We start from the raw sequence: 22,493 nt of genomic DNA, 5'->3' as shown, positions 1-22,493 counted from the left end.
GAAGGACCAGCCCCTTCGCAGCACAGGAGGACCCATGAGCACCACCGCAGCCGCCCGTCCCATCGTCGTCGGGTTCGACGGTTCGGACTCCGCAGACGCCGCCTTCGCGTGGGCAGCGCACGAGGCCCAGCGGCGCGGTGTGCCGCTGCACGTGCTCGTCGCCCGCGGCATGCTCTACCCGGTCGCGGCCGGTTACGGGCTGACGACGCCCTGGCCCGAGGACTTCGACAGCGAGCTCGTGGAGCAGGCCCGTGAGCGGGCGGCCGCACTCGGCCCGGACCGCGCGGTCGTCGTCGAGTCCGTGGCCGGGACCCCCGCCGGGTTCCTCGTCGACGCGTCGCGCGAGGCCGAGCTCGTGGTGGTCGGTCGCCGACGGCAGTCCGCGCTGGGGGAGGCGTTCTCCGGGTCCACGTCGTCACAGGTCGCGGCCCATGCCTCCTGCCCCGTGGTCGTCGTGGACCGGGCCTTCGACGTCCCCGCCGACGGCCCGATCGTCGTGGCCGTGGACGGCTCGTCGGCCAACGACCCCGCGGTCGGGTTCGCCTTCGAGAGGGCTGACGCCCTCGGCGTCCCGGTCGTCGCCATCCACTCCTGGTGGGTCGACGTGCCCCAGACCTTCGACGCCCCGTGGCTGAGCGAGGAGCGGGTCGCCGAGCTGGAGGAGCACCACCGCGGGCGCCTGGACGTCGCCCTGGCCGGCTGGTGCGCGAAGTTCTCCGACGTCCAGGTCCACCCCCGGCTCCGGCGGTCCCTGCCCGTCGAGGCGGTGCTCGCCGAGGCGGAGGCCGACAAGGCGCAGCTCATCGTCGTCGGCAGCCGTGGTCACGGCGGCTTCGTCGGGCTGCTGCTCGGGTCCGTGAGCCAGGGACTGCTCCACCGTGAGCGTCCCTGCCCGCTCGCCGTCGTCCACGCCGTGTCGGGAGGGACGTCATGAGCGCCTCCGACGCCGCCGACGTCCCCGTCGACCACAGCGGTCTGCGGGTAATGAGCACCGAGGAGTGCATGGAGCGCCTCTCGCGTGCCGGCCTGGGGCGCCTGGGGTTCGTCCTCGCCGGCGAGGTGACCGTGCTGCCCGTGCACCACCTGGTGCACGGGATGGAGCTCTACTTCCGGACCAGCGGCGGCTCGAAGATCGAGGCGGCGGCCGACCACAGTGCCGTGGGGTTCGAGATCGACGACTACGACCGGGCGACGGTCACCGGGTGGAGTGTGTCGGTCTCCGGCACCGCATCCCTCGTGGACGACGAGCAGCTCGCCGAGGAGCTGGCCGGGCTCGACGACGCGCCGTGGCCGGGCGGCGACCCGAGCGACTCGGTGTGGGTCCGCATCCGGCCCGACCAGATCTCGGGGAGGGAGCTCCTTCCGCACTGAGGTGGAGCCGTGCGATCGGCGCCCCCACCGCACCAGCAGACGGTGCGCTGGGGGCGCCGTCGGCTGTCAGCCCGGGGGCGCCGACGTTGGTGAGGTGGGCCGGTGGGGCGGCGGTCGCCGGGCCGTCAGGGAGCGAGCTGCACGCTGCGGATGCCGGGAACGGTGGCGGCCACGGCGAGGGCGGCCGGGCCGAGCTCGGGCACGTCGGGGCTGACGCTCACGTGTCCGCCGGACACCTGCACGCTCACCGAGGGGATGCCGGCCTCGATGAGGGCGCGGTCGATCGCCTGCACGAGCTCGGCGTCGGGAACGGCCATGACGCGCAGGATGTCGCTGCGGCTGACCACGCCGACGAGGTGCTGCTCGTCGTCGACGACCGGCAGGCTCTTCCACCCCCGGCGGGCCAGCAGCTGGGCCACCTCGGAGCTGTCCGTCGTGGGGGTCACGCACCTGGGGTCGGCCGTCATGACGTCGTTGACCGTCCGGTCGCGGGCCAGGGTCGGGAGCGGGGCCCGCAGGTGGGCTCGCGGGTCCTGCGGGAGCTGGTCGCGCAGGACGTCGCCCTCCGACAGGATGCCGACGACGGCACCGACCTCGTCGACGACCGGCAGGGAGCTGATGCTCGAGCGCCCGAGGATGGCGATCGCCACCTCGATGGGGGCGCCCAGCGGAACGCTCAGGGCGGGGGAGGTCATCACGTCGCTGACAAGCATGGGATACCGGCCTTTCCTCTTTGAGGGGACTGCGCCCCACCGAGCCCGAGCTCACGGGCTTCCTCCCAGAGCTCGGCACGGACCGACGGATGGGCGGCGTGCTCGATGAGGTGTCGTGCCTGGGCCTGGGCGTCCCACCCCATGATGTCAGCGACGCCCTGCTCGGTGACGACCGCCGAGTGCTGGAACGACGTGACCGGCCCCTCGAGCAGCCCGACGATGGCCGAGACGTTCGCCCGGGGGTGCCAGGAGCGGACGGCCAGGATGGCCTGCCCGCCGGGGGAGTCCATGGCTCCGACGACGAAGTCGCACTGGCCACCGAAGCCCGAGTGCAGCCGCGACCCGACGTGGCTGCCGTTCGCCTGGTCGAACAGGTCGACGCTGAGCGCGGTGTTGATGCTCGTCATCAGCGGGTTGGCGGCGATGCGTCCGGGGTCGTTGACCACCTCGGTGCGCAGCATGCGGACGCGGCGGTTCTCGTGCAGCCAGCCCATGAGCCGCGGGCCACCCACCGCGAACGACGCGATGACCTCGCGGTCGCGGTCGAGCGCTCCCGCGTCGTCGAGGTGGAGAATCCCGTCGGAGACCATCTCGCTCCAGACACCGAGCCGCTTCCGGTTGGTGAGCCTGGGGACGACGGCGTCAGGGATGGCACCGATGCCGAGCTGCAGCGTGGCGCCGGACGAGACCCGGCGCGACACGTGGTCGCCGATGGCCTCCACGTCAGCCGACACCGGGGGCGGCTGGTGGCCGGAGCCGTCAGGGGCCGGTGCGTCGAGCAGGACGGCGTCGAGGTCGTCGGCCCCGAGCTCGGCGTCCCCGTAGGTGAACGGCACCTCGGCGTGGGCCTCGGCGAGGACGAGGCCGCCCCCCGCGCGGCAGACCTCCATGGCGGCCGGGAGGATGTTGACCTCGGCGCCGAGGGAGAACGCGCCGACGCCGTTGGGGGCCGACACGGTGACCAGGACGACGTCCGGCACGAAGCGTCGGGCGATGAGCGTCGGCACGTGCGAGAGCCGCGCCGGCAGGTAGGACAGGTCGGCCTGCCCACGCATCCCCGGGCCGACGAAGGGGGTGACGTGCCGCACGCCGACACGGGTCGGGATGCCGCGGGGGGCGTTGAGCATGAACAGCTCCACCTCGGGGACGGCCTCGTCGAGCAGGCGCACCAAGGTCCAGGGCACGGCAGCGTTGCCGCCGACGACGACCCGCACCGGACGGTCGAGGTCGTGTGCCAGGCGGCGCAGGGCAGCGCTGACGGAGGAGGAGCTCGCGATGGGGCTCATGCGCGCCGCGCACCCCCGCTGACCGCGAACCGGCGACCGGTCAGGGTGACCGGGGCGAGACGCAGCAGGTGGGGCTTGGGGCCCTTGGCCCACGGGACCAGAGGGAGGTTGAGGATGGCGATCGAGTCGTCGACGTCACGCACCCCGACGGCCTTCCCGCGGGCCACGACGCTCCATGCCTCGCCGGTGTCGACGTCGTAGCCGTCGACCTCGAAGGCGACAGGGTTGCTCCGCGCGGCGTCGTGCTTGGTGCCGCCGGCCGTGCGGATCACCACCGTGCCGTGGTCGACGGCGAAGTTGACCGGGAAGATGTCGGGAGCGCCGTCGTGGACGACAGCGAGACGACCGATAACGGCCTGCCGCAACAGCTCCCAGCACTCCTGCACGCTCGTCTCCCGGATGGCTCCCGGATCCCGCTCCTGCGGGGCTGGTTCTGTCGTGTCGTCCATCGTGCTCCCCTTGGGTCGCAGCTGCACCGGTGCGGTGGCAGCGGTGGCGGTGTCGGTCGGACGTCCGGATGGGCGCTCGTGCCGTCGGGTCTGTCACGGCCACTCTGTCGCCGGTCCGGGTTCGGCGACAGGGACCAAGGGCCCGTGCGCGGCTGGCCGGGCGGGCGCTCAGTCCGACTGCGGCAGGCGTGCCCGCAGCACGAGGGGCAGCACGACCCAGTTGACGGCGAACAGCACCGTGGCGACGCCGGCCGCCGTGATCCCCTGCGTGCGTCCGAGGACGACGTCGAAGATGAGGAACGTCGCCGACACGATGCTTCCTGCGAGGGCGCCCAGCCCGCTCATCGCGGCCTTGTCGGCGAAGGACACCAGCTGCCTCTTTGCCCCGCGACGGAAGAGGACACGGTGCGCACTGACCGGCGCGACGAGCAGCGCCGTGGCGAGGACAGCGAACGAGAGGGACACGAGGTAGGCGGTCCGCTGCGCGTCGTCGAGGTCCGAGAAGCGCTGCTGGAAGGGGAGGGTCAGCAGGAAGCCGGCGAGGATCTGCACCCCCGTCTGAGTGACCCTCAGCTCCTGGAGGAGCTCGTTCCAGTTGCGGTCCAGGCCCTCGGTCTCGGTCTCGTGGCGGTCCCCGTTGCTCGGCGCAGACTCCATGGGGAGAAGGTACCCATGCAGGGCCGCGACCACGCTCATCCGACCCTCCGGACGAGCAGGGCGACCCCTTGGCCCCCGCCGACGGCGATGGTGGCGAGCCCCAGCTCCGGCCCGTCCCGCCTCACCATCTGGGTGAACAGCCGCACGGCCAGCACAGCGCCGGACGCTCCCCACGGGTGCCCGAGGGCGAGGGCGCCACCGTCGGCGCACACCCGTTCCTCGTCGAGGCCGAGCTCGTCGCAGCAAGCGAGCACCTGCGCGGCGAACGCCTCGTTGACCTCGATGACGCCGATGTCGTCGAGGGTGATCCCGTTGCGCCGCAGCAGGTTCCGCACGGCGGGAACCGGTCCGAGGCCCGGCAGGTTCGGGTCGCAGCCGACCGTCTCCCAGTCGAGGCAGGCCAGACCCGGTATGCCGTCCGCCCGCCGCCGTGCCTCCGTCACGACCGCGACCGCGGCGCCACCGTCGTTGATCCCGCACGCGTTGCCCGCGGTGACCGTCCCGGCGGGTGAGAACGCTGTCGGGAGACGCGCGAGCGTCGAGGCACTGAGCCGGTCGCGCACCCGCTCGTCGTGGTCGAGGCCGGGCAGGGGGACGAGCTCGTCGTCGAACCGGCCGGCCGCCCGAGCGGCGGCGGCTCGCGCGTGGGAGCGGACGGCATACGCGTCCTGGCGGGGGCGGGTGATGCCTCGACTGCGGGCGACCTCGTCGGCGGCCTCGCCCATCTCCGGGTCACCGATGTCGACGGGGGAGAACGGGGCCCGCGCATAGCGCTGGGGCGCTCCGCCGTCCACGGGCGGCCACAGGCGCCAGGGAGCGGTGCTCGCGCTCTCCACCCCGCCCGCGACGACCGTGTCGGCGGACCCCGAGCGGACGAGGGCGCAGGCGGTGGTGACGGCGGCCAGCCCGCTGCCGCACTGGAGGTCCACCGTCATGGCAGGCACGGAGAGGTCGAAGCCGGCCGCGAGCGAGGCGACCCGGGCGACGTTGCCTCCCGGCCCCATGCAGTTGCCGAGGACCACGTGGGACGGGTCCGCGTCGAGGGCGTCACCGCCGACCGCGCGCAGCACGAGGTGGGCGAGGTCGACGGCGGTGACGTCCTTGAGCGCATGGCCCGCCGTGCCGATGGGCGTACGGCGGGCCGCCACGAGGACCGGTGTCCTCGGGTCGGTCACGGTGTCGTCTCCGCCCCGGCGCGTGCCTCGACGAGCCGGCACCGCACCTCGCGCCGGTCGACCTTCCCGGCAGGCGTGAGCGGCAGCTCCGGCCAGTGGTGCCACCGGCGGGGCAGGTGGCTGGGGGAGAGGCGTGCGGCCACGTCCGCGCGCACGACGGTGAGGTCGACCGGGTCCGGTGCCACGACGACGACCTCGAGCAGCTCGCCGAGGTCGGGGTGGGGTGTCCCGATGACGACCGCGTCGGTGACGCCGGCGCACGACCGGACCTGCGCCTCGACGTCGGCGCAGACGACCGTGGCGCCACCCGTGGTGACGCTGTCGTCACGACCGACGACGACGAGCCCGCCGTCGTCGTCGAGGCGGCCGCGGTCGCCGACGGTGGCCCAGCCCTCGTCGTCCCGCTCGAGCGGACCGGTCCGGCCGTCGGCGTAGCCCTCGCACAGCCAGGGGCTCCGTGCCCAGATGACACCGTCGCGCACGTCGACCTCCACCTCCGGGAACGGGGCCAGGACCCCGTCGGTGCGGACGGCGACGAAGCTCAGCTCGGCTGCGCCGTAGTAGTCGACGAGCCCCAGCCCGGCCCCCTCGGCCCGGCCGCGGTCCACCGCAGGGAGCCCGGACCCTGCGCAGACCACCGTGCGGAGCCGACCGAGATCCCTCTCGAGGAGTGCGGTGAGCATCGACGGCGTCAGGTGGGCGACGGTGCACTCGGCCAGGGCGAGCTCCGCCTCGCGCATGCTCCAGCGGGGCAGCGCCACCACGTCGGCCCCCAGGTGTGCAGCGTGCGCGAGGGCGAACGCGAACATCGAGCCACCCGGGGGCGCCGGGACGAGGACCCGGTCGCCGGCGGTGATCCCGGTGAGCCGGGTGACGTGGTCGAAGCTGTCCTCCCACGAGGCGAGCGACCGCACGACGGTCCGTGGGGAGTCCGTCGTCCCGGAGGTCCGGAGCTCCAGCCACTGGCGACCGTCCGCCTCGCGCAGCAGGCCCATCGACCTGAGGGCCTCACGAGCCGGGGTCTCACGCACGGCCACACGCTCTCACACCCGCATCGGCACCGCGCTGACCTGCCACGATGCCGCTGACGTGGGGTAGACAGGAACACATGGCCACCGACACGACGACCCTGACCGCCCTCGCCCTCACCTGCAGCCTCACGCCGTCACCGGCCGAGTCGAGCACCGACCTCCTCGCCCAGCAGCTCCTCGACGCCCTCGCCGAGCACGACGTGACCGGCGAGCTGGTCCGTGTCGTCGACCACGACGTGCGCCCCGGCGTGCTGAAGGACATGGGCGACGGGGACCAGTGGTCCGCCCTGCGCGAGAAGGTCCTCGCCGCCGACATCGTCGTCATCGCCACGCCGACCTGGATGGGCCAGCACTCCAGCGTCTGCCAGCGGGTCCTGGAGCGCCTCGACGCCGAGCTCTCCGAGACGAACGACAAGGGTCAGCCACTGACCTACGGCAAGGTCGGCTGCGCCGTCGTGGTCGGCAACGAGGACGGTGCCCACCACATCAGCGCGATCCTGTTCCAGGCCCTCAACGACGTCGGCTTCACCATCCCGGCGGGCGGAGTGACGTACTGGAACGGCGAGGCGATGCACACGACCGACTACAAGGACCTCGAGTCGACGCCGGAGAAGACCGAGAGCACGACGACCACCCTGGCCGCCAACGCGGCACACCTGGCCCGGCTCCTGCGCAGCGCGGCGTATCCCGAGGCGTGAGCCGGACCGCCCGCGCCCTACCATCGGCCCGTGGCGTGGGCAAGGTTCAGCTCCCTGGACGGGGGAGCCATCGAGGCGAGCGGCGCCCAGGCCGTCACCCACGACATCGACGACGTCGACTCCGGCTTCTGGGCCGTCGTCCTCACCTTCGAGGGCGACCTCACCGCGGTGCGCATGTCGTCGGTGGACCGGGACGCGGCTCCGCTGCGCGCTGCCCCCAGTTGGCCCGGAGCGGTGGGGGAGTGGACCGCGAGCCTGGCTGACCCGGCATACGTGGGAGGTGTGGAGGAGGTCCGCGAACGCATCGCGCGCGGCAGCGTCTACCAGGTCAACCTCTGCCGCGTGCTCGGCACGGAGGTTCCCGACGGCCTGTCGGTGGGCGACCTCGGTGCGGTTCTCGCACAGGGCAACCCGGCACCCTATGCCGCGACCATCGACATCCCGGAAGCCGGCCTCGAGATCGCGTGCGCGTCGCCCGAGGTCTACCTCGTGCGGCAAGGGGACACCGTGACGTCGAGCCCCATCAAGGGCACCGCTGCGAGCGCTGACCTGCTGCTGCCCAAGGACTACGCGGAGAACGTCATGATCGTGGACCTGGTCCGCAACGACCTCCAGCACGTATGCCGTCCGGGCACCGTGCGTGTCGACCACCTGTGCCGTCTCGAACCGCACCCGGGACTGGTGCACCTCGTCTCGGACGTCACCGGGGTGCTGCGCGAGGGCATGGGCTGGCGCGACCTCCTCGACGCGTCCTTCCCCCCGGGGTCGGTGTCGGGCGCTCCCAAGCACACGGCACTGCAGGCCATCGCCGACCTCGAGCCCGCGGCGCGCGGGCCGTACTGCGGGGCGATCGGGTGGATCGACGCCGACCGGGACGAGGCGCTGCTGGCGGTCGGGATCCGGACGTTCTGGGCGTCGCGGGAGCCGGACGGGCGGCGGATGCTGCGCTTCGGCACGGGTGCGGCGATCACGTGGTCGTCCGACGCGCAGGGGGAGCTCCGCGAGACCGAGCTCAAGGCGAGCCGGCTGCTGGCCCTCGCCCGAGGCGTCGTCCGGGGCTGAGTCAGGGGATGCCCTCATGGGTCCGTGCAGGGACATCTGGGATGCTCGACCCCATGAACGCGATCCGGGTGTGGGTGGACGGTCAGCTCGTCGGGGCGGACGTGCCGTCGGTGAGGGCGCTGGACCACGGGGTGACGGTGGGAGACGGGGCCTTCGAGACGTGCAAGGTGGTGGACGGCGAAGCGTTCGCGATGACGCGCCACCTGCGCCGGCTCGGACGCACGCTGGCCGGACTCGGCCTTCCGCCGGTCGACGACGCACGGGTCCGGGAGGGGGTGAAGGAGGTCCTGGCGACGGGGGAGCCGATCGGGTTCGGTCGCGTCCGGATCACCGTCACCGCTGGTGCGGGGCCACTGGGCTCCGACCGGCACGACTCGCCCCCGACGATCATCATCGCCGCGACGCCGTCGGCGGAGCACGCGCCGTCGGCGGCGGTCGTCACCGTGCCGTGGGTGCGCAACGAGCGCGCGGCCACCGTCGGCCTCAAGACCACGTCCTACGCCGAGAACGTCATCGCCGTCACGCACGCGCGCTCCCACGGTGCTGAGGAGGCCCTGCTCGCCAACACCCGCGGCGAGCTGTGCGAGGGCACCGCGTCCAACGTCTTCGTCGTGACCGACGGTGTCCTGCGCACGCCACCGCTGGCCAGCGGGTGCCTCGCCGGCATCACCCGCGAGCTGGCCATCGAGTGGTGCCGCGAAGCGGGGCTCGTGGTGGTCGAGGAGACGATGCCGTTCGACGTGCTGGTCACCGCGGACGAGGTCATCATCACGAACTCGTCGCGTGACGTGCAGCCCGTCCACCTCGTCGACGAACGGCAGCTCGAGGCTCCCGGCCCGGTCGGCGCCCGGATGGTCGAGATCTGGCGCGCTGCCGAGGCCCACCTCGGGATCGACCCGTGAGCCAGAACCTCGACCGGGACTCGGCCGTGGCGGTGGACGACGACGACTGGGCCTGGCGTCGCCGCATCCGGGCCAACCCGGCGACGGCGCGGGTCTACCGCATCGGCGTCTTCGTCGTCGGGCTCGTCGTCGTCTGCGGTGGACTGCTGCTCATCCCGTTCCCCGGCCCCGGGTGGCTCATCGTCATCGGCGGACTGGCGATCTGGTCCACGGAGTTCGAGCGGGCCCACAGGGTGATGGAGTTCGTCAAGAAGCACCTCAAACGGTGGGAGGAGTGGGTCAAGCGCCAGAACCTCGCCGTCAAGACCCTCGTCGGCGTCGTCGGCATCGCCTTCATCGCGACCGTCCTGTGGCTGACGTTCCACTTCTCGGGGATCCCCGGCTTCTTCCCCGACGGGGTCGAGACCTGGATGCGGACGACCGCCCGGGTCTGAGGGCGGTCCGGTCGCGCGTGAACCCGGATTTCGCTCCCGAGAGACCGTCCGGGTATCCTCGGTCCGCCCGCTCCCGAGCGGGCACGGACGTGTAGCTCAGCTGGTTAGAGCGCTCGCCTCACACGCGAGAGGTCAGGGGTTCGAGTCCCTTCACGTCCACCATCGACCGCCCCCTCCGGTGCCACGTGGTCGGGCCACGGTCCCAGCAGGGTCTGTATGCGGAGCAGCTGGTCGTTGCTGAGCCACGACGGGTTGGACATCTGTGGTTGCACCTGGACCTCGAGGTCCGTGATGCCTGCGGCCACCAGCTCGGCCGACGACAGCTCCCCGCCCTCCTCGAAGAGGGGAATGTCGAGGACGATCTCACTGGAGCCGCCCGTGCGTGACGAGCCGTGGCCCTCCTGGACGTGTCCCATGACCCAGCCCACGCCCCAGATGCCACGGGTCACCCGTCGACCGTTGCCCGAGATCCACAAGACGGCTCGGTCACCCGGCTTCATCATCCGGCTGCGATAGCTGCTTGCAACGCACCGCTTCGTGACGAGCCCGGTCCGCCGCAGGTCGTCGTCGGTATCCGGATCGGCCTTGATGAGCCAGGCACCGAGGTTGTCTTCAGTGATGAGGCGCCCCATGCGCCCGTTCTACCAAAACCACGCCGCTCCCAGGCTGACGCCCAGGTTGCACCGTCGCTGGGCTTGAGGCCGGCATCGCTTGCCCGGGCGTTTGTCAGTCGTCCTTCTTCAGGCTCGGGTACTTCTTCTCGACCGCAGCCCGCACCTTCTTCTTCTGGACTCGGAACCGTGCTGGGCCACCCGGGCCAGGGCGTTGCGGGCGTGCTCGATGTCCGGGATCGGGTACTTCTCCTGTTCGGGCAAGGCGAACGAGGACTTCTTCAGCTTCTTGCGGTTGGCGCTGTCACTCAGGTCCTTCGACATGGTGCTCTCCTTCCGTTCAGGGCTCACCCTCAGGACTACCCTCGCGACGCATCGCCAACCGGCGTGGACAGGCACACGGTGCGCGTGCTCGCATGACCATGCGCGCGTCGGCATCGAGGAGCCACGTCGAACCAGTGGAAGAAGGACAGGCCGAACGATGAAGCTGTTGCTCACGTCAGGAGGCGTCACGAACGCGAGCATCCGGACGTCGTTGGAGCAGCTGCTCGGCAAACCGATTTCTCAGTGCCGGGCGCTCTGCGTCCCCACCGCGCAGTGGGGTCATCCGATGTGCGGTCCGAGCTCGGTCCAGGGCTTTCTCGCCGCTGCACCCGACTGGCGACACTTCTCAGGACTGGGGTGGAAGTCGCTGGGCGTCCTCGAGCTCACCGCGCTCCCCACGGTCGACCGGGAGCGATGGGTCCCCTGGGTTCGCGAGGCGGACGCGCTGCTCGTCGACGGTGGTGACGCGACCTACCTCGGCCACTGGATGCGCGAGTCGGGTCTTGCCGACCTGCTGCCCGACCTGCCGGAGACGGTCTGGGTCGGGGTCAGCGCCGGCAGCATGGTGCTGACGCCACGGATCGGGACGTACTTCGTCGAGTGGCAGGACGCCCCGGACGACCGCACCCTTGGTCTCGTCGACTTCGCGATCTTCCCTCACCTCAACGCCTTTTCGACGAACACCATGGCGGACGCGGAGCGGTGGGCGGCCGACGTCGGCATTCCGGCCTACGCCATCGACGAGCAGACAGCCATCGTGGTCGTCGACGGCTCGGTCGAGGTCGTCTCCGAGGGGGAGTGGCGTCGACTGAACCCCTGATCGCACACCGGCCCCGAGGCCGGCGCCCCCGCCGACGGACGCGAGTAACGTCGTAGGACATGGACCGGACCGTCTCGGCCACCACACGCACCGACGGGGAACGCCGCCTGCTGGCGAGCTTCGATGCCGTCCCGTCGACGGAGCAGGTCCGTCTGGCGAAGCGGACGTCCAACCTCTTCCGGGCCCGGGAGCGCCGCTCCACCCCGGGTCTCGACACCTCCGGCCTGACCGGCGTGCGGAGCGTCGACCCGGCGGCGCGCACGGCCGATGTCGACGGCATGTGCACCTACGAGGACCTCGTGGCGGCCACCCTTCCGCACGGCCTGGCGCCGCTCGTCGTGCCCCAGCTGAGGACGATCACCCTGGGTGGCGCGGTGACGGGCCTGGGCATCGAGTCCGCGTCGTTCCGGAACGGGCTGCCGCACGAGTCGGTGCTCGAGATGGACGTGCTCACCGGGACGGGTGACGTCGTCACCGCCACGGCGGACAACGAGCACGCCGACCTCTTCCACGGGTTCCCCAACTCCTACGGCTCTCTGGGCTACGCGACCCGGTTGCGCATCGAGCTCGAACCCGTCGGCACCCACGTCGCCCTGCGCCACGTCCGCTTCCACGACCTCGACGCGGTGGCCGCCGCGATCGACGCCATTGTGGGGTCAGGCGGCCACGAGGGCGACGAGGTCGACTACCTCGACGGCGTGGTGTTCACGGCGACCGAGGCGTACCTGACCCTGGGGCGAAGAACGGACGAGGCCGGGCCGACGAGCGACTACACCGGTCAGGACATCTACTACCGTTCGATCCAGCACGACGGCGACACCCCGAGGCGTGACCTGCTGACCACCCACGGCTACCTCTGGCGCTGGGACACCGACTGGTTCTGGTGCTCGCGTGCCTTCGGGGTGCAGAACCCCCACCTGAGGCGACTGTGGCCACGCCGGTGGCGACGCTCGAGCGTCTACGGCAGGCTCGTCGCGCTCGACCGCCGCACCGGCTTCTCGGACCGGCAGGAGGCGCGCCACGGACGCCCTCCTCGGGAGCGGGTCGTCCAGGACGTCGAGATCCCGCTCGAGCACACCGCATCCTTCCTGCGCTGGTTCCTCGACGAGGTGCCGATCGAGCCGATCTGGCTGTGCCCGTTGCGTCTTCGCACCGGCCGGACGTGGACCCTCTACCCGCTGCAACCCGACCGGACCTACGTCAACGTCGGCTTCTGGTCGACAGTGCCGGGCCCCGGCCCGGGCGAGGAGCAGGGAGCCACCAACCGCGCGATCGAGCGCCGCGTCCACGAGCTCGGCGGTCACAAGTCCCTCTACTCCGACTCCTCCTACTCGCGGGACGAGTTCGACGCCCTGTACGGCGGCGACGCGTATGCCGCACTCAAGTCCACCCACGACCCGGACGGACGGTTCCCCCACCTCTACGACAAGGCGGTGCGCCACGCATGACGACCACGGTGCATGACCCGAGGACGATCGCCGACCTCGTCCACGAGGTGGTGGACGGACCGCTCCCACTGCGCATCACGGCATACGACGGCTCGTCGGCCGGACCGGACAGCGCACCGCGCGCCGTCCACATCGCCAACGAGCGCGCGGTCGCGTACCTCGTCACCGCCCCGGGCGACCTCGGCATGGCCCGTGCCTACACGGCCGGCGACCTCGTGATCGAGGGCGTCCACCCCGGCAACCCCTACGACGCCCTGGTCGACCTCGAGGGCCTGCACTTCCGTCGGCCGGACCCCCGTCTCGTCCTCGACCTCGCCAGGGTGCTGGGCCCGCGGAACCTCGCACCACCGCCACCCCCGCCCCAGGAGGCGATGCCCCGCTGGCGGCGGGTGAGCGAGGGTGTGCGTCACTCGCTGAGGCGTGACAGCGAGGCCATCCAGCACCACTACGACGTCTCCAACCGCTTCTACGAGCACGTGCTCGGCCCGAGCATGACCTACACCTGCGCCGTCTATCCCGACCGCGACGCCGACCTCGACGAGGCCCAGGAGAACAAGTACCGCCTCGTCTTCGGCAAGCTCGGTCTGCGACCGGGTGACCGGCTCCTCGACATCGGCTGCGGATGGGGAGGGATGGTCCGGTATGCCGCGCGGCGCGGCGTGCGTGCCGTCGGAGTGACGCTGTCGGCCGAACAGGCTCGGTGGGCCCGGGACGCCATCGAGCGCGAGGGCCTCGGTGGCCTGGCCAGCGTGCGTCACGCCGACTACCGCAGCGTCACGGAGTCGGGCTTCGACGCCATCTCGTCCATCGGCATCACCGAGCACATCGGGGTGCGCAACTACCCGGCCTACTTCCGGTGGATGCTCCAGCACGTCACGGAGGGCGGGTTGGTGCTCAACCACTGCATCACCAGACCCGACAACCGGCCACGCAGGGTCGGGGCCTTCATCGACCGCTACGTCTTCCCCGATGGTGAGCTCACCGGAGCGGGTCGGATCATCACGGCGATGCAGGACAACGGGTTCGAGGTCCTGCACGCAGAGAACCTCCGGGAGCACTACGCGCTCACGCTCGAGGGGTGGGGTGACAACCTCGTGTCGCAATGGGACGCCTGCGTCGCCGAGGTCGGCGAGGGCACGGCCAAGGTCTGGGGTCTCTACCTCGCCGGGTCCCGACGGGGGTTCGAGCGCAACGTCGTCCAGCTGCACCAGGTCCTCGCGACCCGGCTGGACGGGTCACGGCGGCCACGGACGCCGCTGCGACCGTGGTGGACTCCCTGAGCCTCGTCGCGCGAGGCCGGGCCGGCACGAGAGGCCAGCCCGTCGCCGCTGACGCGCGCGGCGTAGCGTCTCGACGCATGGACCGGACCCGGGAGATGTCATGAAGGTCGTCGTCGTCGGTGGAGGTCTCGCCGGAGCGAACGTCGTCGAGGAGCTGCGCACGCGCGGGCACGACGGCGAGATCGTCCTTCTCGGCGCGGAGTCGCACCTGCCCTACGAGAGACCGCCCCTGAGCAAGGACGTCCTCCTCGGGAAGAAGGAGACGACCGACGCGATCGTCCACGGCGCCGACTGGTACTCCGAGCACGACGTCGAGGTGCACACCGGCACCGAGGCGACGTCGGTCGACCGTGAGCGCAAGGTCGTCGTCACCGACAGCGGCGAGCACCCGTACGACGCCCTCGTCCTGGCCACCGGGTGCGAGCCGCGACGGTTCGCCCTGGCCAACGAGTCGGGTCGCCCGGTCCACTACCTCCGCACGATGGAGGACTCCGCCGGCCTCAAGGCGGCGCTGACCGACGGGGCGCGGGTGGTGATCGTCGGGGCCGGGTGGATCGGTCTCGAGGTCGCCGCGGCCGCACGCCGGGCGGGGGCTCAGGTCACCGTCCACGAGAGCGCCGAGCTGCCGCTGGTCGCGGTCCTCGGACCCGAGGTGGCCGAGCGCTTCGCCGACCTTCACCGCTCTCACGGCGTCGACCTGCGGCTCGGCACGACGGTGACCGCCGAGGACCTCGCAGAGGCCGACATCGTCGTCGTCGGTGTGGGTGTCGTCCCCCGCACCGCCCTGGCCGAGGCCGCGGGTCTCGACGTCGACAACGGCGTCCTCGTCGACGCCCGGCTGCGCAGCTCGGATCCTGACATCCTGGCCGTGGGCGACATCGCCAACCAGCTTCATCCGGTCCTCAGCCGCCGGCTGCGCGTCGAGCACTGGGACACCGCGATCCAGCACGGCAAGGCGGCCGCGGCGACGATCCTCGGGGCCGACGAGCCGTACACCCGGCTGCCGTACTTCTACACCGACCAGTACGACCTCGGCATGGAGTACTGGGGGAGCCTCGGCTCCGACGGCTATGACCGCGTGCAGACCACCGGCGACTTCAACGGCGCGTTCCGGGCGTGGTGGGTCCGGGACGACGTCGTCGTCGCGGCGATGCAGGCCAACGACTGGGACGCCGCCGACGAGATGCGTGCGAGCGTCGGCCAGCCGCCTCCCGAGCAGCCCGAGCCGGGCACGACGTCAGGGACGTGACGACGGGTCGCTGAGCAGCCACACGGCATACTCCGCGTCCGGCGGTCGCAGGTCGTAACCCCCGACGCGCAGGTCGACGCGCAGACCGGCGGCCTCGACGTCGAGCGCGAACTCCTCCGGTGGGTAGGCGCGCCCCCCGGCCGGCCCGCCGACGAGGTGGAAGCCGACGAGGAGCCGGCCACCGGGCGCGAGGACGCCTCGCAGCCTCGCCAGGGCCCGCCGCTCGGTGCCCTCCGCGAGGAGGATGAAGACGTTGCCGACCGCGACGACGAGGTCGAACTCCGTCGGGCCCCCGCGAGCCCCGACTGCCTCCGGGGTGACCTCGAGGATGTCGAGAGGCAGCAGCCCGATGCCCGGGTAGGTGAGCTCCGCCTGCTCGACGAGCGACCGGTCCGGCTCGATGCCGGTGACGCCGTGCCCGCGTGCGCGCAGCGCTGCCGTCACCCGGCCCATGCCGGCGCCCGCGTCGAGCACCCGAGCACCACGGGGCACGAGGGCGTCGGCGAGCCGCGCCTCCCCGTCGACGTCCTCGCCCCGGGCGACGAGGTCGGCGAAGCGTCGGCCGTAGCCGAGGTGCGCCTCGCCACCGAGCGCCCAGCGGGTGGGCGGCAGCTCGCTCACGCCGCGTCCCCCGAGCCGAGCAGCTCGGGTGCACCGAGCCAGGCGTCCGGGATCGCGAAGGCGTCGACGAGCAGCCGGGCGTGTGGTGCCAGGTCCTTGCAGAGGACGCCGACGCTGCGGATGACCCGCTTGGACGCGGTCGGCGTGAGCCGGCCGTGCTCGAGGTACCACGCCCGGTGGCGCTCGATCGTCGAGAGCGCGAACAGGTCGGTCACGTCGTCGAGGAGCGCGGCCACCGCCTCGTTCTCGCACGCCTCCACCGCCGCGCACATCGCCTCGAGGAGCACCCGGTCGATGTGGGCCTCGGCCGCGGCGAGCATGTGGTCCTGCGCGTTGTTGAAGATGCGGAACGCGTCGGCCGGCCCCGCCTTGGCGGCCTTGGCGAGCCGCAGGGCGACACCCTCGAGGAGATGCTTCTCCCGGTCGAGGAAGAGCGAGAGCTGACGGCCCCGGTGGCGTTCCGCGTCGTCGTCGTCGGTGCTCGGGGTGCGCGCCATCAACCGGGCGATGAGCCCCGCCGCCGGCGTCTTCTCGAGGATGGACGAGGCCGTGAACCGCGAGGCGAAGCCGATCATCGCCAGCGGCGAGTTGTCCTCGAACGTGTCCTGGAACTCGGTGAGCAGCCCCTTGGCCACGAGCTGGAGCAGGACCGTGTTGTCGCCCTCGAAGGTGGTGAAGACGTCGGTGTCGGCCTTGAGGTCGGTGAGGCGGTTGCTCGCCATGTAGCCCGCTCCGCCGCAGGCCTCGCGGCAGACCTGGATCGTGTCGGTGGCGTGCCGGGTGGCGACCGCCTTGATCCCCGCCGCCCGGGCCTCCAGCTCGCGCTGGTGCTCCTCGGGTGCGCCACCCTCGTGACCGGCGACCTCGTGCATCATCTCGACGAGGTCGTTCTGGGCGAGCAGAAGCGCGTAGCTCTTGGCGATCGCCGGGAGGAGCTTGCGCTGGTGCGCGCGGTAGCTCATCAGGGTCAGCTCCTCACCGCCGCCGGGCGCGGCGAACTGCCGCCGGTGCAGTGCGTACCTCGTGGCGAGCGTCAGGGCGGACCGGGTCGCGGCGCCGGCGCCACCGGCGACCGAGATGCGACCGCGCACCAGGGTGCCGAGCATGGTGAAGAAGCGGCGCGAGGCGTTGTCGATGGGCGAGGTGTAGGTGCCGTCGTCGGTGATGTCGCCGTAGCGTCCCAGCAGGTTCTCGCGCGGCACGCGCACGTGGTCGAAGGACAGCGTCCCGTTGTCCACGCCCGGCAGCCCACCCTTCGCGCCGTTGTCACCGATGCTCACGCCGGGGATCGCGGTGCCGGTGTCGTCACGGATCGGGACGAGGACGCAGTGGACGCCGTGACCCTTCCCGTCGGCGGTGACGAGCTGGGCGAACACCGCCGCCATCCGACCGTCACGGGCGGCGTTGCCGATGTAGTTCTTCTGCGCGGCGGGCGTCGGCGAGTGCACGACGAGCTCGTCGGTGTCGAGGTCGTGCGTGGCGGTGGTCTCGAGGTGCTGCACGTCGGACCCGTGACCGGTCTCCGTCATGGCGAAGCACCCCATGAGGCTGCCGTCGACCATGCCGGGCAGGTATGCCGTGTGGTGCCGTTCCGTGCCCAGGTTGGCGATCGCCCCGCCGAACAACCCGAACTGGACGCCGGCCTTCACGAGGAGGGACAGGTCGCCGTGGCCGAGCATCTCGAAGGCGGTCACCGAGGCGCCGAAGTCGGCACTGCCGCCCATGCCCTTGGCCAGGCCGGCGCTGGCGAAGTCCTCGCCGGTCAGCGCCAGGAGCTGGGCGGTGGTGAAGGCGCGGTGGTCCTCGATCGACAGCTTCTCCGGCGGCGGCTGGATGCGCTCCGGGGCCTGGTGCTCGCGCAGTCGCCGGCGCACCTCCCCCCACCGTCCGTCGAGGATGCGGGTGAGGTCCTGGGTCAGGTCGTCCACGGTGTCTCCTTCGAGCGGGCGGTGGTGGTGGTGGCGGTCTCGCCGGCAGGATCGGGCAGCGGGAAGACCGCGGAGAGCCCTCCCCAGATGAGCTCGGTCAGGTGTTCCTTGAGGGTCTCGCGCGAGGTCCCCGAGCTGTCGGCGCCGGCGCGCAGCCAGTCGTCGCCGGCGGCGCGGACCATCCCGACCACCGCGTGGCCCCAGGTCGCGGCCGGCGCGGTGCTGCGCCCGGCGGCGCCGAGCGCGACGGCGATGAGGCCGCCGATCTGGACGGCGATCGACTGGCTCACGGTCGAGGCGAGGTCGATGGTCTCGGTGCGCTCGGACGGCGGCACCAGGGGAGCGGCGACGATGAACCGGTAGACCTCCGGGTCGGTCTCGACGAGCGACAGGTAGGCGTCGACCGCGGCGGCGAGCACGTCGCGCGGCGCCGCGGGCGGTGTCGCCGGTGCGCCGGCGAGCGCGAGGACGTCACCGACGGCACGGCTGATGTCGCGCAGGATGCTCGCGTTGACCCGCTCCGCCACGGCGCCGTAGAGCCCGGCACGGTCGGTGAAGTGCCGGTAGAAGACCGTCTTCGAGGTCCCGGCCGAGGTGGCGATGTCGTCGATGCCGACACCCGCCCCGCGCGTGCGGATGGCTCTGAGGGTGGCCTCGACGAGCTCGGTGCGTCGCTGGGCGCGGTGCTGGTCCCAGCGGCTGCTGCGCCCGTCGACCGCCGCGTCCCCGACGGGCGGGCCGCCGCCGTCGGACCCGGGGCTCGTGGTGCTGGTCACAGGTCGGACCGTAGCAGGCGGAAACGGGTACCTGCTACCGTCAGTACCGGATATGTGTCGCATCCCACGCGGCCCGCACGACCTCCGTCTCGACCCTTCCAGGAGCTCAGGGTGACCCCAGCCAGTCCTCGCCGCGCCGCCGTCCTCGGTGGCAACCGCATCCCCTTCGCCCGGCAGTTCGGGCCCTACGCCAAGGCCTCCAACCAGGACATGTTCACGGCCGCCCTCGAGGGGCTCGTCGCGCGCTACGGCCTGGCCGGCGAGCGCCTGGGCGAGGTCGTCGGTGGCGCCGTCATCAAGCACAGCCGCGACTTCAACCTGACGCGCGAAGCGGTCCTCGGGTCGAGCCTCGCACCGCAGACCACGGCATACGACGTCCAGCAGGCGTGCGGGACGGGCCTCGAGAACGCGATCCTCGTCTCGAACAAGATCAAGCTCGGCCAGATCGAGTCCGGCATCGCCGGCGGCGTCGACACCTCCTCCGACGCGCCGATCATGGTGAGCGAGAAGCTGCGTCGCAAGCTGCTGCGCCTCAACCGCGGGAAGACGACGCTCGACATGGCCAAGGGCGTCCTCGCGATCCGCCCCGGCGACATCGGCATCGAGACGCCGGCCAACACCGAGCCGCGCACCGGGCTGTCGATGGGCGAGCACATGGCGATCACCGCGAAGAAGTGGGGGATCACCCGCGAGGCGCAGGACCAGCTCGCCGTCGCGAGCCACCAGAACCTCGCCGCGGCCTACGACCGCGGGTTCTTCGACGACCTCATGACGTCCTACCTCGGCCTCGCCAAGGACCAGAACCTGCGCCCGGACTCCACCGTCGAGAAGCTCGCCGGGCTCAGGCCGGTCTTCGGCAAGGGCGAGAACGCGACGATGACGGCCGGCAACTCCACGCCGCTCACCGACGGTGCGTCCGCCGTGCTGCTCGGCTCGGAGGAGTGGGCCGCGGAGCACCAGCTCCCGGTGCAGGCGTGGTTCGTCGACGGCGAGGTCGCCGCGGTCGACTACGTCCACGGTGACGAGGGTCTGCTCATGGCTCCGGCGTATGCCGTCCCAGGCCTGCTCGCGCGCAACGGGCTCACGCTCCAGGACTTCGACTACTACGAGATCCACGAGGCCTTCGCCTCGACCGTCCTGTCGACGCTCAAGGCGTGGGAGGACGAGGAGTTCTGCACCGAGCGCCTCGGTCTCGAGAAGCCGCTCGGGTCGATCGACCGCTCGAAGCTCAACGTCAACGGCTCCTCGCTCGCCGCGGGACACCCCTTCGCCGCCACCGGCGGGCGCATCGTCGCCACCCTCGCCAAGATGCTTCACGAGAAGGGCCCGGGCAGCCGGGGACTCATCTCCATCTGCGCTGCCGGTGGGCAGGGCGTCGTCGCGATCCTCGAAGGAGCCTGAGCATGGTGTTCAGCTACGGCCAGTTCGTCAGTGGGGGAGTGGGCAAGCAGCTCGCCACCTCCTTGGGCCTCCCGCGTCCGTCGCGACTGCGCCGCCACACCGTCGGCGGTCCGCTCGTCCCCGGCGCCGTGCTCGTCGCAGGGCACGGTGACGCACCGGTCGCGGAGCGGGTGCATCACCTCCTCGAGGGCGCCGGGGTCCAGGTGGCCTCGCAGCCGTCGACGTCGGTCGTCGGTGTCGTCGTCGACCTCACCGCCATCGAGACGCCCGCGGACCTCGAGACCCTCCGTGGGATCGTCGGTCCGGCTCTCAAGACCCTTGCCCCGACCGGCCGCGTCGTCGTGATCGGTCGCCCGCCGGAGGACGCCGGGTCGGTCGCCCGGACCGCGGCTCGCCGATCGCTCGAGGGGGTCGTGCGCTCGATCGGCAAGGAGATGCGCGGTGGTGGCACCGCCAACCTCGTCCTCGTCGCCGAGGGCGCCGACGCCGGCATCGAGGCCACCGTCCGGTTCCTGCTCTCCGGCCGCTCGGCCTACGTCTCGGGCCAGGTGTTCCGGGTCGGCCAGCCGGTCGCCGACATCGTCGCACCCGCCGACTGGGACCAGCCGCTCGCCGGCAAGATCGCGGTCGTCACGGGTGCCGCCCGCGGCATCGGTGCCGCCATCGCGGACACCCTCGCGCGCGACGGGGCCACCATTCTCGCGGTGGACGTCCCCGCCGCCGGGGGACCGCTGGCGACGGTCGCCAACCGCCTCGGCGGCTCGGCCCTCCAGCTCGACGTCACCGCCGAGGACGCCGGCGCCAGGATCGTCGAGCATGCCCGGGCTCGCCACGGTGGCATCGACATCGTCGTCCACAACGCCGGCATCACCCGGGACAAGCTGCTCGCCAACACCGACGCCGACCGTTGGGACTCCGTCCTCCAGGTGAACCTGGTCTCGATCCTGCGGATGAACGAGGCGCTCGTGCCCGCGATGAACGACGGTGGCCACATCGTCAACGTCAGCTCCACCTCGGGCATCGCCGGCAACCGCGGGCAGAGCAACTACGCCGCGTCCAAGGCCGGCGTCATCGGCATGACGCAGGCGCTGGCCGCCGACGAGGTCGTGCTGGCCAAGGGCATCACGGTCAACGCCGTCGCCCCCGGCTTCATCGAGACCGAGATGACGGCCAAGGTGCCGCTTGCCACACGCGAGGTCGGTCGTCTGATGAACTCGCTGTCGCAGGGCGGGCTTCCCGTCGACGTCGCCGAGACCATCGGCTACTTCGCCTGGGACGCCAACCGCGCGGTGACCGGCAACGTCGTCCGTGTCTGTGGCCAGATGGTGCTGGGGGCCTGATGGGCACGACCGAAACGTTCAGCGAGGCGCCCTCTCTCGCAAGGGTGTTCGTCAAGGCTGCCCTGTCGGGCAAGAAGTCGGGCAGCACCCTGCCGAGCACCGAGCTGGTGTTCCCCGGCCACACCGTCGACCGCGGGCACCTCATGGACTACCAGCGGCTCTGCGGCTTCGCCGTCGACGACCTGCTGCCGCACACCTATCCGCACCTCCTCGGGTTCCCGCTCCAGGCCGAGCTCATGGGCCGCGGGTCGTTCCCCCTGCCGCTGGCCGGGCTCGTGCACATCGAGAACACCATCACGGTCCGGCGGGTGCTCACCGCGGAGGACGTCCTCGAGGTCGCCGTGCACGCCGAGGCGCTGCGCGACCACGCCAGGGGTCGCCAGGTCGACCTCGTGACCGAGGTGAGCGTCGAGGGCGAGTCCGTGTGGAGCGGCCGCTCCACCTATCTCGCCCGCGGCCGGGGCAACCCGGACGCCGAGCGCGGCGCGGAGGCGCCTGCCCTGCCCCGAGGCTTCCCAGCCGCGCAGTGGTCGCTGCCCGGTGACCTCGGTCGCCAGTATGCCGCCGTGTCCGGTGACGTGAACCCGATCCACCTGCACCCGCTGACCGCCAGGGCGATGGGCTTCCCGAAGGCGATCGCCCACGGCATGTGGACCTCCGCCCGGGTCCTCGGCGCCCTCGGCCGGTCGGCCGGCGGCCCGAGCACCTCGCACGTGTGGTTCCGCAAGCCGGTGCTGCTGCCCGGGAAGGTGGACCTGCTCGTCGACCGCACCGGACCAGTGGTCGTCGCCGGGCTGCGCTCGACGCGCAGGCCCGAGGTCGAGCACCTCGCCCTCACCCTCTCGCCCCCGCCTGCCTGACCCGCCCCCGCGACAGGAGTCGACCAATAGGTCACGAACGGCGTCAGCGATTCGTGA

23 protein-coding genes and 1 tRNA gene are annotated in these 22,493 nt (G+C 71.9%); 14 read left to right on the top strand and 10 right to left on the bottom strand.

Annotated features, from left to right (window positions below):
• The first annotated feature begins 34 nt into the window (after positions 1-34).
• Positions 35-934, top strand: a complete 900-nt coding sequence (locus ACOJV9_RS06625) for a universal stress protein (RefSeq protein WP_420184400.1) — start codon at positions 35-37, stop codon at positions 932-934.
• The gene (locus ACOJV9_RS06620) at positions 931-1,371 is read left to right on the top strand and encodes a pyridoxamine 5'-phosphate oxidase family protein (protein WP_420184399.1); all 441 of its coding nucleotides are present in this window, start codon (positions 931-933) and stop codon (positions 1,369-1,371) included. The genes ACOJV9_RS06625 and ACOJV9_RS06620 overlap by 4 nt, the downstream gene beginning before the upstream one ends.
• 125 nt (positions 1,372-1,496) lie before the next feature.
• Here ACOJV9_RS06620 and ACOJV9_RS06615 read toward each other — a convergent pair whose 3' ends face one another.
• The 6 genes from ACOJV9_RS06615 to ACOJV9_RS06590 all read right to left on the bottom strand — a co-directional run bounded on the left by ACOJV9_RS06615 (position 1,497) and on the right by ACOJV9_RS06590 (position 6,682).
• Entirely contained in the window at positions 1,497-2,066 is a 570-nt protein-coding gene (locus tag ACOJV9_RS06615) for a CBS domain-containing protein (protein ID WP_420184472.1), read from the bottom strand.
• Positions 2,066-3,370 carry an acetyl-CoA hydrolase/transferase family protein gene (locus ACOJV9_RS06610; RefSeq protein WP_420184398.1) on the bottom strand — a complete coding sequence of 435 codons (1,305 nt, stop codon included), beginning with the start codon at positions 3,368-3,370 and terminating at the stop codon, positions 2,066-2,068. The genes ACOJV9_RS06615 and ACOJV9_RS06610 overlap by 1 nt, the downstream gene beginning before the upstream one ends.
• Positions 3,367-3,819 (bottom strand): pyridoxamine 5'-phosphate oxidase family protein, encoded by a 453-nt coding sequence (locus tag ACOJV9_RS06605; RefSeq protein WP_420184397.1) that lies wholly within the window; start codon positions 3,817-3,819, stop codon positions 3,367-3,369. Before ACOJV9_RS06605 ends, ACOJV9_RS06610 begins: the two co-directional genes overlap by 4 nt.
• 168 nt (positions 3,820-3,987) lie before the next feature.
• Positions 3,988-4,476 carry a DUF6328 family protein gene (locus ACOJV9_RS06600; RefSeq protein ID WP_420184396.1) on the bottom strand — a complete coding sequence of 163 codons (489 nt, stop codon included), beginning with the start codon at positions 4,474-4,476 and terminating at the stop codon, positions 3,988-3,990.
• Between the two features lie 35 nt (positions 4,477-4,511).
• On the bottom strand, positions 4,512-5,651 hold the full coding sequence (locus tag ACOJV9_RS06595; protein WP_420184395.1) for a thiolase family protein: 1,140 nt from the start codon (positions 5,649-5,651) through the stop codon (positions 4,512-4,514).
• Complete coding sequence (locus ACOJV9_RS06590) at positions 5,648-6,682, bottom strand: class I adenylate-forming enzyme family protein (protein ID WP_420184394.1); 1,035 nt, start codon at positions 6,680-6,682, stop codon at positions 5,648-5,650. The genes ACOJV9_RS06595 and ACOJV9_RS06590 overlap by 4 nt, the downstream gene beginning before the upstream one ends.
• A 77-nt stretch (positions 6,683-6,759) precedes the next feature.
• Here ACOJV9_RS06590 and ACOJV9_RS06585 point away from each other — a divergent pair, with 77 nt between their 5' ends.
• From ACOJV9_RS06585 to ACOJV9_RS06565, 5 genes are all read left to right on the top strand, one after another.
• Positions 6,760-7,380, top strand: a complete 621-nt coding sequence (locus ACOJV9_RS06585) for a flavodoxin family protein (RefSeq protein WP_420184393.1) — start codon at positions 6,760-6,762, stop codon at positions 7,378-7,380.
• A gap of 30 nt (positions 7,381-7,410) precedes the next feature.
• On the top strand, positions 7,411-8,442 hold the full coding sequence (locus tag ACOJV9_RS06580) for a chorismate-binding protein (RefSeq protein WP_420184392.1): 1,032 nt from the start codon (positions 7,411-7,413) through the stop codon (positions 8,440-8,442).
• Between the two features lie 53 nt (positions 8,443-8,495).
• Positions 8,496-9,344 (top strand): aminotransferase class IV, encoded by an 849-nt coding sequence (locus ACOJV9_RS06575; RefSeq protein WP_420184391.1) that lies wholly within the window; start codon positions 8,496-8,498, stop codon positions 9,342-9,344.
• A complete protein-coding gene (locus ACOJV9_RS06570) occupies positions 9,341-9,778 on the top strand; it encodes a TIGR02611 family protein (RefSeq protein WP_420184390.1) in 438 nt (145 codons plus the stop codon). Before ACOJV9_RS06575 ends, ACOJV9_RS06570 begins: the two co-directional genes overlap by 4 nt.
• An 85-nt stretch (positions 9,779-9,863) precedes the next feature.
• Positions 9,864-9,940: transfer RNA gene (locus ACOJV9_RS06565), tRNA-Val, on the top strand.
• Between the two features lie 578 nt (positions 9,941-10,518).
• On the opposite strand, the gene ACOJV9_RS06560 is transcribed toward ACOJV9_RS06565, so the two are convergent.
• Positions 10,519-10,713, bottom strand: a complete 195-nt coding sequence (locus ACOJV9_RS06560; RefSeq protein WP_420184389.1) for a DUF6582 domain-containing protein — start codon at positions 10,711-10,713, stop codon at positions 10,519-10,521.
• Between the two features lie 157 nt (positions 10,714-10,870).
• Here ACOJV9_RS06560 and ACOJV9_RS06555 point away from each other — a divergent pair, with 157 nt between their 5' ends.
• The 4 genes from ACOJV9_RS06555 to ACOJV9_RS06540 all read left to right on the top strand — a co-directional run bounded on the left by ACOJV9_RS06555 (position 10,871) and on the right by ACOJV9_RS06540 (position 15,510).
• On the top strand, positions 10,871-11,533 hold the full coding sequence (locus ACOJV9_RS06555) for a Type 1 glutamine amidotransferase-like domain-containing protein (RefSeq protein WP_420184388.1): 663 nt from the start codon (positions 10,871-10,873) through the stop codon (positions 11,531-11,533).
• 59 nt (positions 11,534-11,592) lie between these two features.
• Positions 11,593-12,981, top strand: a complete 1,389-nt coding sequence (locus ACOJV9_RS06550) for an FAD-binding oxidoreductase (protein WP_420184387.1) — start codon at positions 11,593-11,595, stop codon at positions 12,979-12,981.
• On the top strand, positions 12,978-14,261 hold the full coding sequence (locus ACOJV9_RS06545) for a class I SAM-dependent methyltransferase (protein WP_420184386.1): 1,284 nt from the start codon (positions 12,978-12,980) through the stop codon (positions 14,259-14,261). The genes ACOJV9_RS06550 and ACOJV9_RS06545 overlap by 4 nt, the downstream gene beginning before the upstream one ends.
• A 100-nt stretch (positions 14,262-14,361) precedes the next feature.
• A complete protein-coding gene (locus tag ACOJV9_RS06540) occupies positions 14,362-15,510 on the top strand; it encodes an NAD(P)/FAD-dependent oxidoreductase (protein ID WP_420184385.1) in 1,149 nt (382 codons plus the stop codon).
• Here the strand turns inward: ACOJV9_RS06540 and ACOJV9_RS06535 are convergent.
• From ACOJV9_RS06535 to ACOJV9_RS06525, 3 genes are read right to left on the bottom strand one after another with little or no spacing between them, the layout of a single operon-like run.
• Positions 15,499-16,131 carry a class I SAM-dependent methyltransferase gene (locus tag ACOJV9_RS06535; protein WP_420184384.1) on the bottom strand — a complete coding sequence of 211 codons (633 nt, stop codon included), beginning with the start codon at positions 16,129-16,131 and terminating at the stop codon, positions 15,499-15,501. The genes ACOJV9_RS06540 and ACOJV9_RS06535 overlap by 12 nt on opposite strands.
• The gene (locus ACOJV9_RS06530) at positions 16,128-18,059 is read right to left on the bottom strand and encodes an acyl-CoA dehydrogenase family protein (protein WP_420184383.1); all 1,932 of its coding nucleotides are present in this window, start codon (positions 18,057-18,059) and stop codon (positions 16,128-16,130) included. Before ACOJV9_RS06530 ends, ACOJV9_RS06535 begins: the two co-directional genes overlap by 4 nt.
• Entirely contained in the window at positions 18,047-18,835 is a 789-nt protein-coding gene (locus tag ACOJV9_RS06525; protein ID WP_420184382.1) for a TetR family transcriptional regulator, read from the bottom strand. The genes ACOJV9_RS06530 and ACOJV9_RS06525 overlap by 13 nt, the downstream gene beginning before the upstream one ends.
• 111 nt (positions 18,836-18,946) lie before the next feature.
• Between ACOJV9_RS06525 and ACOJV9_RS06520 the strand changes: the two genes are divergently transcribed.
• The 3 genes from ACOJV9_RS06520 to ACOJV9_RS06510 are packed head-to-tail and all read left to right on the top strand — an operon-like array spanning position 18,947 to position 22,436.
• The gene (locus ACOJV9_RS06520; protein ID WP_420184381.1) at positions 18,947-20,236 is read left to right on the top strand and encodes an acetyl-CoA C-acetyltransferase; all 1,290 of its coding nucleotides are present in this window, start codon (positions 18,947-18,949) and stop codon (positions 20,234-20,236) included.
• Between the two features lie 2 nt (positions 20,237-20,238).
• Positions 20,239-21,576, top strand: a complete 1,338-nt coding sequence (locus ACOJV9_RS06515; protein WP_420184380.1) for a 3-oxoacyl-ACP reductase — start codon at positions 20,239-20,241, stop codon at positions 21,574-21,576.
• A complete protein-coding gene (locus ACOJV9_RS06510; RefSeq protein ID WP_420184379.1) occupies positions 21,576-22,436 on the top strand; it encodes a MaoC/PaaZ C-terminal domain-containing protein in 861 nt (286 codons plus the stop codon). The genes ACOJV9_RS06515 and ACOJV9_RS06510 overlap by 1 nt, the downstream gene beginning before the upstream one ends.
• Positions 22,437-22,493: the final 57 nt, after the last annotated feature.

Origin of the sequence: Knoellia terrae (genome assembly GCF_048606435.1) — a bacterium.
GTDB lineage: Bacteria > Actinomycetota > Actinomycetes > Actinomycetales > Dermatophilaceae > Knoellia > Knoellia terrae.
Note: the sequence above shows the minus strand (reverse complement) of the source record. Positions and strands in the feature narration are given on the sequence as shown.

Coding starts and splice junctions, on each gene's coding strand:
- ACOJV9_RS06625 (WP_420184400.1), top strand. CDS start 35: ATGAGCACCACCGCAGCCGCCCGTCCCATCGTCGTCGGGTTCGACGGT.
- ACOJV9_RS06620 (WP_420184399.1), top strand. CDS start 931: ATGAGCGCCTCCGACGCCGCCGACGTCCCCGTCGACCACAGCGGTCTG.
- ACOJV9_RS06615 (WP_420184472.1), bottom strand. CDS start 2,066: ATGACCTCCCCCGCCCTGAGCGTTCCGCTGGGCGCCCCCATCGAGGTG.
- ACOJV9_RS06610 (WP_420184398.1), bottom strand. CDS start 3,370: ATGAGCCCCATCGCGAGCTCCTCCTCCGTCAGCGCTGCCCTGCGCCGC.
- ACOJV9_RS06605 (WP_420184397.1), bottom strand. CDS start 3,819: ATGGACGACACGACAGAACCAGCCCCGCAGGAGCGGGATCCGGGAGCC.
- ACOJV9_RS06600 (WP_420184396.1), bottom strand. CDS start 4,476: ATGGAGTCTGCGCCGAGCAACGGGGACCGCCACGAGACCGAGACCGAG.
- ACOJV9_RS06585 (WP_420184393.1), top strand. CDS start 6,760: ATGGCCACCGACACGACGACCCTGACCGCCCTCGCCCTCACCTGCAGC.
- ACOJV9_RS06575 (WP_420184391.1), top strand. CDS start 8,496: ATGAACGCGATCCGGGTGTGGGTGGACGGTCAGCTCGTCGGGGCGGAC.
- ACOJV9_RS06560 (WP_420184389.1), bottom strand. CDS start 10,713: ATGTCGAAGGACCTGAGTGACAGCGCCAACCGCAAGAAGCTGAAGAAG.
- ACOJV9_RS06555 (WP_420184388.1), top strand. CDS start 10,871: ATGAAGCTGTTGCTCACGTCAGGAGGCGTCACGAACGCGAGCATCCGG.
- ACOJV9_RS06550 (WP_420184387.1), top strand. CDS start 11,593: ATGGACCGGACCGTCTCGGCCACCACACGCACCGACGGGGAACGCCGC.
- ACOJV9_RS06545 (WP_420184386.1), top strand. CDS start 12,978: ATGACGACCACGGTGCATGACCCGAGGACGATCGCCGACCTCGTCCAC.
- ACOJV9_RS06540 (WP_420184385.1), top strand. CDS start 14,362: ATGAAGGTCGTCGTCGTCGGTGGAGGTCTCGCCGGAGCGAACGTCGTC.
- ACOJV9_RS06515 (WP_420184380.1), top strand. CDS start 20,239: ATGGTGTTCAGCTACGGCCAGTTCGTCAGTGGGGGAGTGGGCAAGCAG.
- ACOJV9_RS06510 (WP_420184379.1), top strand. CDS start 21,576: ATGGGCACGACCGAAACGTTCAGCGAGGCGCCCTCTCTCGCAAGGGTG.